This is a genomic window from Sphingomonas sp. DC4900, from assembly GCF_049896485.1.
GTDB lineage: Bacteria > Pseudomonadota > Alphaproteobacteria > Sphingomonadales > Sphingomonadaceae > Sphingomonas > Sphingomonas aquatilis.
Map to the genome: position 1 here is coordinate 169,657 of NZ_JAFCUK010000003.1, position 12,511 is coordinate 182,167.

Annotated in this window: 11 protein-coding genes; 9 read left to right on the forward strand and 2 right to left on the reverse strand. The window is 68.3% G+C overall.

What is annotated here, in order from left to right:
• Positions 1-62 precede the first annotated feature (62 nt).
• Positions 63-647, forward strand: coding sequence for a TetR/AcrR family transcriptional regulator (locus ACP690_RS05385; protein ID WP_043060135.1), 585 nt, complete (start codon positions 63-65; stop codon positions 645-647).
• Positions 648-977: 330 nt separating this feature from the next.
• On the opposite strand, the gene ACP690_RS05390 is transcribed toward ACP690_RS05385, so the two are convergent.
• Both ACP690_RS05390 and ACP690_RS05395 read right to left on the reverse strand, forming a co-directional pair.
• Positions 978-1,979 (reverse strand): helix-turn-helix domain-containing protein, encoded by a 1,002-nt coding sequence (locus ACP690_RS05390; protein ID WP_426260425.1) that lies wholly within the window; start codon positions 1,977-1,979, stop codon positions 978-980.
• Between the two features lie 126 nt (positions 1,980-2,105).
• Positions 2,106-3,050, reverse strand: coding sequence for a helix-turn-helix domain-containing protein (locus ACP690_RS05395; protein WP_426260424.1), 945 nt, complete (start codon positions 3,048-3,050; stop codon positions 2,106-2,108).
• 168 nt (positions 3,051-3,218) lie between these two features.
• Between ACP690_RS05395 and obgE the strand changes: the two genes are divergently transcribed.
• From obgE to lptG, 8 genes are all read left to right on the forward strand, one after another.
• Positions 3,219-4,265 carry a GTPase ObgE gene (gene obgE / locus ACP690_RS05400; RefSeq protein ID WP_017978291.1) on the forward strand — a complete coding sequence of 349 codons (1,047 nt, stop codon included), beginning with the start codon at positions 3,219-3,221 and terminating at the stop codon, positions 4,263-4,265.
• A 4-nt stretch (positions 4,266-4,269) separates the two neighbouring features.
• A complete protein-coding gene (gene proB, locus ACP690_RS05405; protein WP_426260423.1) occupies positions 4,270-5,379 on the forward strand; it encodes a glutamate 5-kinase in 1,110 nt (369 codons plus the stop codon).
• Positions 5,380-5,512: 133 nt separating this feature from the next.
• Positions 5,513-6,415 carry an SDR family oxidoreductase gene (locus tag ACP690_RS05410; RefSeq protein WP_426260422.1) on the forward strand — a complete coding sequence of 301 codons (903 nt, stop codon included), beginning with the start codon at positions 5,513-5,515 and terminating at the stop codon, positions 6,413-6,415.
• Positions 6,416-6,458: 43 nt separating this feature from the next.
• Entirely contained in the window at positions 6,459-6,707 is a 249-nt protein-coding gene (locus ACP690_RS05415; RefSeq protein WP_241892080.1) for an acyl carrier protein, read from the forward strand.
• Positions 6,704-7,966: a serine palmitoyltransferase gene (gene spt / locus ACP690_RS05420; RefSeq protein ID WP_426260421.1), complete on the forward strand. Its 1,263-nt coding sequence runs from the start codon at positions 6,704-6,706 to the stop codon at positions 7,964-7,966. The genes ACP690_RS05415 and spt overlap by 4 nt, the downstream gene beginning before the upstream one ends.
• Before the next feature lie 56 nt (positions 7,967-8,022).
• Entirely contained in the window at positions 8,023-9,987 is a 1,965-nt protein-coding gene (locus ACP690_RS05425) for an ATP-binding protein (RefSeq protein ID WP_426260527.1), read from the forward strand.
• Between the two features lie 115 nt (positions 9,988-10,102).
• Entirely contained in the window at positions 10,103-11,278 is a 1,176-nt protein-coding gene (gene lptF / locus ACP690_RS05430) for an LPS export ABC transporter permease LptF (RefSeq protein ID WP_017978285.1), read from the forward strand.
• Positions 11,275-12,366 (forward strand): LPS export ABC transporter permease LptG, encoded by a 1,092-nt coding sequence (gene lptG / locus ACP690_RS05435; RefSeq protein ID WP_017978284.1) that lies wholly within the window; start codon positions 11,275-11,277, stop codon positions 12,364-12,366. The genes lptF and lptG overlap by 4 nt, the downstream gene beginning before the upstream one ends.
• Positions 12,367-12,511 lie beyond the last annotated feature (145 nt).

Sequence of the window (12,511 nt, forward strand, 5' to 3'; positions counted from 1 at the left end):
TTTGCTTACATCAATGTAAATAGGCCATCGTCCTGAGCGCTTCAACCCCCGTCCCGGCCCCTTTGCGCCGCCGCCTGTCCCCCACCGAAAGCCGGGAAGCCGCGCTGATCGCTGCCCAGCAATTGCTGGTCGAAAGCGGCCCGCAGGCGGTGACGCTGAAGGCGGTCGGCGCGCGGATCGGCCGCACGCATGCCAATCTGCTGCATCACTTTGGCTCGGCGGAAGGGCTGCAACAGGCACTGATCGCGCGGATGGCGGCGCAGATCACGGGGGTGATTCGCGATGCCGTGCTGGGCAACCGCGGCGGGGAGCCCGATCCGCGGCGCATCGTCGACCTCGTCTTCGATGCCTTCGACAGCGGCGGCGCGGGTGCGCTGGCGAGCTGGATGATCCTGTCGGGCAATCGCGATGCGCTCGATCCGATCCTGTCCGCCGTCCACGATCTGGTCGACGAACTTGCCGATGGCGTGCAACCACCCGAGCGGCCGATCCAGGAAGAGACGCTGCACCTGATGCTGATGGCGCTGGGCGACGCGCTGCTCGGCGCGGCAATGGCGCGCGCGCTCGACCTGCCGCGCAGCAAGGCGCGCGATCTGGCGGTTGGGATGCTGTTGCGCAACGAAGCACCCGGCGAGACGCCAGCGTGAGACGCGATCAATAGCGCCTGCAACACCGACAATGGCCAAGCCCCTGATGCGGCACGCTCTCTTTCCCTAAAGAGGCCGCATCGAGTGGATGACCTGGCATGAAACGCGTTTTAGCTCCCATCTGTCTGGTCATCGGCCACAAGCGTTCGCGTCGTCGGGTCTGGTCGGACGGATCACGGTGGCGGTGTACGTGCAGCCGCTGCGGCACCGAATTGGTCAAATCCCAGAGCGGTGGAACGTGGGGCGTACTCGATCGATCCGAACGCGATCCGGCCTGATGGCTTCGATCGCGGGACGGATGCGCGTTGCTGCCGAACCGCTTGTCGCGGCCTAGGGAGTGACGATGCGGCCGGCCGGCATTGCGATGGGGGTCGCGATGCCGGTCGGTGGCAAGCCGCTTGCGTGCATCGCGTGATAGTCGCCCGGCGTCATGCCATAGGTTTCGCGAAACGCGCGCCCCAGATAGGCGGCATCGCAAAAGCCCCATCGGTCAGCGAGCGCCGCGATCGTCTGGCGGTCGCCGCGCCGCTGCAAGGCCTCTGCCACCTTGGCCAGCCGGCGCGCACGGATATAGGCCTGTACGCCGCCCTCATCCTGCAACAAGCGATATAGCGTCGAGCGTGACACCCCGAGCGTGCGGCTGAGACGCGCGACGCTGAGCGAGGGCGAGCCGAGGTTGCGTTCGATCTCGTCACGCAACTGGACGCGCAGCGCGCGGTCATGCTGTTCGCGGTCGCCGGGGCGCTCGCCGAGGCTGGCATGGACCACCAGTGCGAGCAGATCGACGACGGTCTGCGCCACCGCGGGGCCGCTGCTTGCTGGCAGGTGACGGGCGTGGTGCCGCAGCGCCGTGAGGTGGCTGGTCAGCAATGCTGCCTGCTCGGCGGGCACGACATGGCCGTGCAGGCTGCGGACCGAGGGCAGGACACGTTCGGCAAGCGCGCGCGGCAGCACGAAGCTGGTCGAGACCGAGGCTTCGGACACATGCGTATTGCCCAGCGCCATGTCGGTCAGCACCACCGCGCCATCCCGCGCGCGAACGTCGCGATCGCCCATCCGACCCCAGGCGCCGCCGGCGTGTCGCACGTTGACGACGAGCCCGTCGGCCTGATCGCGCAGATGCGCCGCGCCGCGGTGCCAGTCCTGGGCCGAGATATGGACGTGGTTGAGCAACATCGTGCCGAGATCGAGCCCTTCGATCCGTGCCTGGAACGGCTGGGTCGGCCGGGTTTCGAAATGCTGTGAGAGATTGCGGATGTCGGAATCGCGCCACGCGCTGAACCGGTCCCGCTCCGCCAGCGCTGCCGTATCGAAAAAGGGAATCCAGCCCAAGCGGGAGGATGATGGCGCCGAAGGGAAGCGTTCGTTCTCAGGGACCTGCGACATGGTGCTGACGATAGAGTTTGGTCCCGAACCGGTCCATAGGCATGACGGCCTATATCGTGCTGCCGGTGCGCGTCAGACCCGCGGATGGGCGGCGTGCATCGCGTGATAGTCGCCGGGCGTCATGCCATAGGTCTCGCGAAAGGCGCGCCCCAGATAGGCGGCATCGCAAAAGCCCCAGCGTTCGGCCAGCGCCGCGATCGTCCCCCGCCCGCCTTCGCGGCGCAACGCCTCCGCGACCTTTTCCAGACGCCGCGTGCGGACATAGGCCTGCACGCCGCCTTCGTCCTGCAACAATCGGTACAAGGTGGAGCGCGAGACGCCGAGCGAACGGCTGAGGCGCGCCACGGTGAGCGAGGGGGAGCCGAGGTTGCGTTCGATCTCGTCGCGCAGCTGGACGCGTAAGGCGCGCTCATGCCGATCGCGATCCACCGGCCGCTCGGCGAAGCTCGCCGCGACCGATACCGACAGGAGATCGAGGATCGTCTGCGCCAGCATCGGCCCGCTGGCCGCCGGCAAATGCTCCGCCTGCCCGCGCAACAGCGCCAAATGCGACACGAGAAGCGCGGCATGTTCCGGCGCGACGACGTGGCCGTGCAGCGCGCGGGTCGAGGGGAACAGGCGCTCCACATCTGCCCGTTTCAACGCCATGCCGGTGCTGATCGAAGCTTCCGAGAAATGGTGCTTCGGACGCGCCATGTCGGCGATGACGATCGATCCGGTCGGCGCAATGGCCTCCCGCCCGTCCATCTCGAAGATCGCGGCGCCGGCATGGCGCACGTTGATCACAAAATCGTCATTGTCGTCGCGCGCCGCTTTCTGCCGGGTGCGCTCCCACTGCTGCGACGTGAAGACCGCATGGCCGATCCCAAGCGTACCGAGATCGAGCCAATCCATCGCCGCCGTAAAGGGTTCTTCCGGCGTCGTTTCGTAGCGGGTCGACAGATTGGCGACGTCGCCGTCGCGCCAGACCTCATAGCGCTCGTTTGCCGGCAAGGAGGCGGTATCGAAAGCGCGCACCCACCCCAGCCGAGCGGGGGGTGGCAACGAGGCTTGGGGATCGGACGCCGACTTCACTGCGCCCCTCATAGCGCTACTCATTATGGCGGTACAACCTCGTCGCCCTGCGGGGCGTCAGGATGCGCCGGCAGGGGTGGCCGTTCGCGCGCCTTTCGCTAAAGAGGCGGCATGCATTTCCTCGACCAAGCCAAGATTTTCGTCCGTTCGGGCACCGGCGGCCCCGGCGCCGTCAGCTTCCGGCGCGAAAAGTTCATCGAATATGGCGGCCCTGATGGCGGCAACGGCGGCAAGGGCGGCGACATCGTCTTCGAAGCGGTCGCCGGCCTGAATACGCTGATCGACTTCCGGTACACGCAGCACTTCCGCGCGCAACGCGGCCATGGCGGATCGGGCAGCAACCGCACCGGCGGCGGTGGCGACGATCTGGTCATCAAGGTGCCGGTCGGCACGCAGGTGCTGTCCGAAGACAAGGAAGAGGTGTTGCTCGACTTCACCAAGGTCGGCCAGCGCGAGGTGTTCCTGCGCGGCGGCGACGGCGGGCGCGGCAATGCAAGCTACAAGACCTCGACCAACCGCACGCCGCGCCAGCACGGCACCGGCTGGCCGTGCGAAGAGGCGTGGGTATGGCTGCGGCTGAAGCTGCTCGCCGATGCCGGGCTGGTGGGGCTGCCCAATGCCGGCAAATCGACCTTCATCAACGCCGTCACCAATGCGCAGGCGAAGGTCGGCGCCTATGCCTTCACCACGACCCGCCCGCAGCTGGGCGTGGTGCGCCACCGCAACCGCGAATTTGTCGTTGCCGACATCCCCGGCCTGATCGAGGGCGCGGCGGACGGCGCCGGCATCGGCGACCGCTTCCTGGGGCATATCGAACGCTGCCGCGTGTTGCTGCATCTGGTCGACGCCAACGACGCCGACGTCGCCGAAAGCTATCGCATCGTCCGCGACGAGCTGGAGGCCTATGGCGGCGGGCTGATCGACAAGCCGCACGTCATCGCGCTCAACAAGATCGACATGCTCGACGACGAACTGATCGAGGCGCTCTCCGCCGAACTCGCCGAGGCGAGTGGTGCGGACGTCATCCCGCTGTCCGGCGCGGCCGGCACGGGGGTCGACTGGGTGCTCGACCGCCTGCTCGACAGCATCGGGCCCGGCCCCGAAGCGGTGCCCGACAGCGACGAGGGCGAAGACGAGATCAGCTGGTCGCCGCTCTGATCCCATGCAGGACGCACTCTTCCCGCCGACCGCCTGCTCTCGCCTGATCGTCAAGGTCGGGTCGGCGTTGCTCGTGGCGCCGGACGGAGCAGTGCGGCGCGCGTGGCTGGCGACGCTGGTGGCGGATATCGCCGGGCGCGTCGCGGCGGGGCAGCAGGTGGCGGTGGTATCGTCCGGAGCGATCGCGCTGGGTGCGCGGCGGCTAGGCCTTGCCAAGGGCGGGCGCGCCAGTCTGGAAGATGCGCAGGCGGCGGCGGCGACGGGGCAGATCGCGCTCAGCCAGACCTGGACGGAGCTGCTCGGCGCGCACGGGCTGACGGCGGCGCAGATGCTGGTGACGCTGGACGATCTGGAGGATCGGCGGCGCTATCTGAATGCCGCGGCGACGCTGGGGCGGCTGCTGGGCCTGGGCGTCGTGCCGATCATCAACGAGAATGACAGCGTCGCGACCGAGGAAATCCGCTTTGGCGACAACGACCGGCTGGCGGCACGCGTCGCGCAGGCGGCGGGCGCGCAGGGCGTGGTGCTGCTGTCCGACGTCGATGGTCTGTACGACGCCAACCCGCATACAAACCCCGACGCGCGCCACGTCGCGCGGGTCGAGCGGATCGATGCGGTCGCAGGCATGGCGGACGGCGGATCGGCGTCGGGCATGGGATCGGGCGGCATGGTGTCGAAGATCGCCGCCGCGCGGATTGCGACCGGGGCGGGCGCGCACCTCGCCATCGCGAGCGGCCGGATGGAGCATCCGTTGGCCGGCGATCCCCGCCATACGCTGTTCGTGGCGGAGCGGGCAGCGTCGGCACGCAAGGCGTGGCTGGCGGGCGGGCTGACGGCGCGCGGGCGCGTGCATGTCGACGCTGGGGCAGCGCGTGCTTTGGCCGCAGGTGGCAGCCTGCTGGCAGCGGGCGTGACGGGGGTCGAAGGTGCGTTCGGGCGCGGTGACCTGGTGTCGATCGAGGGACCCGACGGGACGGTCGCGCGGGGGCTGTCGGAATATGACGCCGCCGAGGCGGTGCGGCTGGTGGGGACGCGGTCGGAGGAGCAGGCGGCGATCCTGGGCTATGCGCCGCGCGCGGCTCTGGTGCATCGCAACCATCTGGCGTTGGTGTGATGCGGCCCGCCCCGTCATCCCCGCGGAGGCGGGGATCCATAACCTCCAGCGTTGGCGATGGAGCCGAGAGGTTCGCCAGTCTGGATCCCCGCCTGCGCGGGGATGACGGTGAGTGTGGAGCGGGGTTTGGGTCGTGACCACCCTCGCCATCACCGGGGCGACCGGCTTCGTTGGCGGGGCGCTGGTCGAGCGGGCGCTGTCCGTCGGCCATAGCGTGCGGGCCCTCACCCGCCGGCCGCAACGGGCGCGGGACGGCGTGACGTGGATCGAGGGCGCGCTCGATCGACCCGAAAGCCTCGCCGCACTGGTCGAGGGCGCCGACGCGATCGTGCATGTCGCGGGTGTCGTCAGCACGCCGACGAAGGCGGGCTTCGTCGCCGGCAATATCGATGGCACGCGGGCGATGATCGCCGCCGCGCAGGCCGCAGGCGTCCGGCGGTTCGTCCATGTCTCGTCGCTGTCGGCGCGCGAGCCGGATCTGTCGATCTACGGCTGGTCGAAGGCCGAGGCCGAGACGCTGGTCGAAGCGAGCGGGCTCGACTGGAGCATCGTGCGGCCGAGCGGCGTCTACGGCCCCGGCGACATGGAGATGCGCGACCTGTTCCGCGCCGCGCGGATGGGCCTCGCCTTGCTGCCACCGCGCGGGCGCGTGTCGCTGATCGCGGTGGACGATCTGGCGCGGCTGCTGCTGGCGCTCGCTACGACGCAGGTGCCGCCGGCGGTGTACGAGGTCGATGACGGCCATGTGCTGACCCATGCCGCGATGGCGCAGGCGATCGCGCGCGCGGTGGGGCGGAAGCGCGTGCTGACGCTGCATCTGCCCAAGGCGGCGCTGATGCTGGGCGCCAAATTGGATCGCGCGGTCCGCCGCGACGGGGCGAAGCTCACCGCCGATCGTGTCGGCTATCTCGCGCACCCGGACTGGACCGCCCGCCCCGCGATGCGACCGCCCGCCGACCTGTGGACGCCGGAGATCGCGCCCGAGCATGGCCTCGCCGCAACGGCACGATGGTATCGCGCCCGCGGGCTGCTATAGCGCCGCAACACCGCCGCATTTGGCCGCCATTCGGATGACCATCATGACCGACCGCACCCAGATCCTCGATACGATCAAGAGCCAGATCGAACCGTTCAACAAGAAGGGCGTAGCGCTGACCGAAGCGACGACCTTTCAGGGCGACCTCGAATGGGACAGCCTGACCGTGATGGACTTCGTCGCGGCGATCGAGGACGAGTTCGACATCATCATCACGATGAACATGCAGGCGGAGATCGAGAATATCGGCCAGCTGACCGATGCGGTCGCCAAGCTGAAGGCCGAGGCATGACCGAGACCGGCCTGCAGCCCGAGGCGCTGGACCTCGACCCCGCCCCGGTCGCTCCGGAACGCGATCTGATGTCGAAGTTCGACGGCCTGATCGCCGAGCGGCAGGCGCTGATCGATACCGGCGTCACCGATCCGTTCGCAATCGTGATGGAACAGGTGAAGAGCCCGACCGAAGCGGTGATCGCCGGCCGCGACACGATCCTGCTCGGCACCTACAATTACATGGGCATGACGTTCGACCCCGACGTCATCGCCGCCGGCCATGCCGCGCTCGACCAGTTCGGATCTGGCACCAACGGCAGCCGCATGCTCAACGGCACCTTCCGCGACCATATGGAAGCCGAGGCGGCACTGCGCGACTTCTACGGCGTCAGCGGTGCGATCGTCTTTTCGACGGGCTACATGGCCAATCTGGGCATGATCTCGACATTGGTCGGCAAGGGCGAATATGTCATCCTCGACGCCGACAGCCACGCCTCGATCTACGATGGCTGCAAGCAGGGCGTCGCCGAGATCGTCCGCTTCCGCCACAACAGCGTCGAGGATCTCGACAAGCGGCTGGGTCGCCTGCCGAAGGACGCGGGCAAGCTCGTCGTGCTGGAGGGCGTCTATTCGATGCTCGGCGACGTTGCGCCGCTGAAGGAAATGGTCGCGGTCGCCAAGAAGCATGGCGCGATGGTGCTGTCCGACGAGGCGCATTCGATGGGCTTCTACGGTCCCAACGGCCGCGGCGTGTATGAGGCGCAGGGGCTGGAGGGCGAGGTCGACTTCGTCGTCGGCACCTTCTCCAAATCGGTCGGCACGGTCGGCGGCTTCTGCATTTCGAACCATCCCAAGTTCGAGGCGATCCGCCTCGCCTGCCGCGCATACATCTTCACCGCCAGCCTGCCGCCGAGCGTCGTCGCGACCGCGACCGCATCGATCCGCAAGCTGATGACCGCGACTGCCAAGCGCGAGCAATTGTGGTCGAACGCGCGCCAGTTGCATGGCGGGCTGAAGGCGCTGGGCTTCCGCCTCGGCACCGAACAGCCGGACAGCGCGATCGTCGCGGTGATCCTGGATGACCAGACGCAGGCGGTCGCGATGTGGCAGGGGCTGCTGGAAGCGGGCGTCTACGTCAACATGGCGCGCCCGCCCGCAACGCCGGCCGGCACGTTCCTGCTGCGCTGTTCGCTGTGCGCGGAGCATACGCCGGCCCAGCTGGATACGGTGATCGAACGATTCCGGGCGGCGGGCCAGGCCGTGGGCGCGATCGGCTGAAGCCGGTCGCCCTCACCTTTCCTTGACCGGACAAACGCGTTAGCGTCGCTGCCGTGATGCGGGACGGCGCCGAGATGGCCCCGGGGGGGGATTCCGAACGCAATGCGGCGTGGCGGACCGTCACGCTGGTCGTAATGGGTCTGCTCGGCGCGGCGGTGCTCGTCGCACTGATCGTGACGCTGGGCGAGGCGAACCGGCAGCGGGACCGGGCGCTGGCGGCACAGGCGCATAGCTATGACGTGATGATCCTGGCCCGCACCCTGTCGGGCACGATCGCCCGATCGGAGGCGTCGTTGGGCCGCTACGTCATCAGCGGCAAGGCCGAGCAGGAGCTGGGCCAGCTCTATTACGATCAGTGGCGGCTGGCGGGTACGCAGCTCAACAAGCTGGAAGGGCTGACGCGCGAGACCGGCGAGCAGAGCGCACGCGTGGCGCGGCTGCGCGAGGCGTACCAGCAGCGCGGCGAGGAGCTGTCGCTGACCGCACTCAGCACCACTTATGGCAAGAACGCCCAGGCGCTCGCCCGCTATTACAAGGCGCGCCAGTCGCCGACGCTGGCGGCGATCGACCGGACGTTGGACGAGATCATAGAGGGCGAGCGCGCGTTGCTCGATGCGCGCACCGCGGATGCGATGCGCACCGTCGACCGGTCGAGCCGGATCGCGGGCGTGCTGGCGGTGTTCGGCGGGCTGATCGTGATCGGCGCGGTCGTGCTCGGCTGGCTGACGGTGCGGGCGATCGGCGAGCGGGCGCTGGCGCGGGCCGATGCCGATGCCGCGCGCGAACGGGCCGAGGCGCTGGCGAATGCGGTGCGGCAGGCGACCGACGAATTGCGCGTGCAGGAGGCCAAGCTGCGGCAGGCGCAGAAGATGGACGCGGTCGGGCAGCTGACCGGCGGCATCGCGCATGACTTCAACAATATGCTCGCGGTGGTTCTGGGCGGACTCGAGTTGGCGCGACGGTCGCTGGTGGGGGATCCCGACGCGGCGGCGCGACACCTCGACAATGCAGCCGACGGCGCCAATCGTGCGGCGGCGCTGACCCGGCGGCTACTCGCCTTCAGCCGTGAGGAATCGCTGAAGCCCGAACCCATCGCGGTGGCCCAATTGGTGTCGGGCATGTCGGAGCTGATCGACCGCACGCTGGGCGACGGCATCACCGTGACGACGCGCGACAGTGCCGGGGGATGGCAGGTACGCGCCGACCGCGTGCAGCTGGAAAATGCGATCCTGAACCTCGCGGTCAATGCGCGCGATGCGATGCATGGCCGAGGCGAGCTGGCCATTGCGACCGGCGCGGTGACGCTGGACGAGCATCAGGTCGATCATTGCGCGGCGGGCGATTACGTGACGATCGCGGTGACCGACACCGGCGAGGGCATGACGCCCGAGGTGGTCGAGCGGGTCTACGAACCCTTCTTCACCACCAAGGCCGCCGGCAAGGGCACGGGGCTGGGCCTCAGCCAGATCTTCGCGCTGGTGCAGCAGCTGGGCGGCGCGATCGCGATCGACACCGCGCCGGGCGAAGGCACCACCGTGACGCTGTACCTGCCGCGCGACCGGCAGCAGCCGCAGGCCGAGACGACCGTCGTGGCCGCGACCCCGCCGGCACCGGCCGTCGCGCCGGAGGGCCTCCACGTGCTGGTCGTCGAGGACGATCCGCGCGTGCTGATGGCGACGATGGGCGCGCTCGACGAGCTGGGCCACCATGCCATCGCCTGCGACGCGCCGACCAAGGCGGCGGGGCTGCTGGCGAGCCATGCGGGGATCGACCTCATCATCTCCGACGTGCTGATGCCGGGGCAGACGGGGCCCGAGCTGATCGCGGAGATCGGGCCTGCCTATCCGCATATCGCCGTGCTGTTCGTCACCGGCTTTGCGGGCGAGGCGAATGCGAGCGAGTTCGGCCACCATCAGGTGCTGCGCAAGCCGTTCACGCTGGGCGGTCTGGAGCGCGCGATCGCGACCGCCATGGCGCAGGGCGACCGCCCCGCCCCGCCGCACCAGATCGCCGCGGAGTGACGGGCGGCGACACAGGCTGTCGCCGGGGGCTGACGTGCCCCGCCATCCCGCTTATAGCCTTGGCTCCTTTCCCTGGCGCGAGCCTTCGTTCAGCATGACTTCCCTCGATCGTTACATGGCCCGGCTGATCGCGTTGCCGTTGTTTTCGACGCTGACGATCGCCGCCATGCTGCTGGTGCTCGACCGCATCCGCCGGCTGTTCGACTTCGTCGCGACCGAGGGCGGGCCGATCAGCGTCGTGTGGCGGATGCTCGCCAACCTGCTGCCCGAATATCTCGGCCTTGGCATTCCGATCGGGCTGTTGCTCGGCATCCTGCTCGCCTTCCGCCGGCTTGCCGCCAATTCGGAGCTGGATGTGCTGCGTGCGGTGGGGGTGAGCTATTCGCGGCTGCTGCGCGTGCCGTTCATGTATGCGCTGATCCTCGCCGCACTCAACATCGCGATCGTCGGCTTCGTCCAGCCCAAGGCGCGATACTATTATGAGCAGCTGCGCTTCGAGCTGCGCACGGGTGCGCTGGGGGCGTCGATCAAGGTCGGCGAATTCACCCATTTCGGCGACCGCATGACGCTGCGCATCGAGCAGAGCCATGACAGCGGGCGCAAGCTGGACGGCATCTTCGTGCGCTACAGCGACAAGGGCACGACCTATTCGGTGACGGCGCAGTCGGGCCAGTTCCTCGCGACCGACGATCCCAACACGATCATCTTCCGCCTGACCAATGGCACGTTGGTGCACAAGGCGCCCAATTTCGCCGTGCCGCGCGTGCTGACCTTCACCAGCCACGATCTGCCTATCCCCCTGCCCCGCTACGAGAATTTCCGCCAGCGCGGGGGACGCAACCTGGAGTTCACGCTGCCCGAACTGGCCAAGCTGGGCCATGCCTCGGCCAGCGAGCAGCAGCGCGACAGCAGCCGGTCGGAGTTCCATTTCCGCCTGGTCGAGGTGGCGACGATGTTCCTGTTGCCACTGCTCGCGGTGGCGCTGGGCGTGCCGCCGAAGCGATCAAGCTCGGGCGTCGGCGTGTTCCTGGCGATCGTGATGATCGTCGCGTACCACAAGGTGAACGAATATGCCGCGTCGATCGGCGAACTGGGGCGGATCGACCCGCTGATCGCGCTCTGGGTGCCGTTCGTGATCTTCGCCGGCCTGATCATCTGGATGTATTATCAGATCGCCTATGTGCCCGGCGGCCAGCCGATCGGCGCGATCGAGCGTGCCTTCGGCAAGATCGGAAAGGCGATCACCCGCTACCTGCCCGGCCGCGGTCGCAAGAAGGGAGTGGCGGCATGAGCAGCTTCTTCCCGTCACGTACCGTCGCCATCTACATGGGGCGGATGTTCCTGGTGCGCACCTTCGGGCTGCTCGCCGCGCTGCTGCTGATCCTGCAGACGCTCGATCTGCTGAGCGAATCGGGATCGATCCTGGCGCATCCCGGCAACACGCAGGCGCAGGTGTGGACGTACGTGACGCTGCGCGCGCCGCAGATCATCGCGTTCCTGCTGCCCTTCTCCGTCCTGCTCGGCACGATCCTGACGCTGATCACGATGAACCAGAACAGCGAGGTCATCGCGCTGAAGGCCGCCGGCCTGTCGGCGCATCAGGTGCTAGCGCCGCTGCTCGTCGCGAGCCTGGGGGTCGCGGCGGTGAGCTTCGTGTTCAACGAGCGGATCGTGACGCGCGCGACCGCGACGCTCGACCAGTGGAAGGACGTCGATTACGGCGCACTGCCGATCGATCGGGGCGAGCGCACCAACGTCTGGGTGCGCGATGGCGACGACCTGATCGCGGTGCAACAGGTGCGCGGGCGGGGCAATGCCACGCGCCTGGGCAACATCACCGTCTACGACCGGACCGCCGGGCGGCTGGAGGCGATCATCACCGCGCCGCACGGCCACCGCGTAGCCAACGGCTGGGACATCGAACCGGCGACGCGCTTCGACGTGGCGAGCGGCAAGCTCCAGTCGCTGGGCCGGGTGACGATCGCCGGCGACGTGCGCCCCGACCAGTTCACGCTGGGCAACGTCAATCCCGACGGGCTGGACTTCACGCAGCTCAATGCCGCGATCGGCGACCTGCGCGATGCGGGGCGGCCGACCAAGTCGCTGGAGGGCACGCTGTGGCACAAATTCTCCGGGCCGCTGTCCGCAGTGCTGATGCCGTTGCTGGGTGCGGTGGCGGCGTTCGGCATCGCGCGATCGGGGCAGCTGTTCGTGCGCGCGGTGATCGGCATGGCGCTGGGCTTCGCCTATTTCGTCGCGGACAATTTCGCGCTGGCGATGGGCAATCTGGGCGCTTACCCGCCCTTCCTCGCTGCCTGGGCGCCGTTCCTGCTGTTCCTGCTGATCGGCGAGGCGGTGCTGATCCGCACCGAGGAATAGGGTCACGCGGAAAGTCACAAAAGTCTCACCCGCGCAGGTGTTTTCCGAATCCCGCGTCGGGGAGTGAAAGAGCGGTGGCGCATGACCGACACACGGGTGGCACATCCCGTTGCGTGTAGGACAGCGGCATATCTGCCGATCCTAT

What these genes read in the sequence shown, in the direction of transcription:
- lptF (WP_017978285.1), top strand. Translation starts at nt 10,103, where the DNA reads ATGGCCCGGCTGATCGCGTTGCCGTTGTTTTCGACGCTGACGATCGCC.
- spt (WP_426260421.1), top strand. Translation starts at nt 6,704, where the DNA reads ATGACCGAGACCGGCCTGCAGCCCGAGGCGCTGGACCTCGACCCCGCC.
- ACP690_RS05415 (WP_241892080.1), top strand. Translation starts at nt 6,459, where the DNA reads ATGACCGACCGCACCCAGATCCTCGATACGATCAAGAGCCAGATCGAA.
- proB (WP_426260423.1), top strand. Translation starts at nt 4,270, where the DNA reads ATGCAGGACGCACTCTTCCCGCCGACCGCCTGCTCTCGCCTGATCGTC.
- ACP690_RS05425 (WP_426260527.1), top strand. Translation starts at nt 8,023, where the DNA reads ATGCGGGACGGCGCCGAGATGGCCCCGGGGGGGGATTCCGAACGCAAT.
- lptG (WP_017978284.1), top strand. Translation starts at nt 11,275, where the DNA reads ATGAGCAGCTTCTTCCCGTCACGTACCGTCGCCATCTACATGGGGCGG.
- obgE (WP_017978291.1), top strand. Translation starts at nt 3,219, where the DNA reads ATGCATTTCCTCGACCAAGCCAAGATTTTCGTCCGTTCGGGCACCGGC.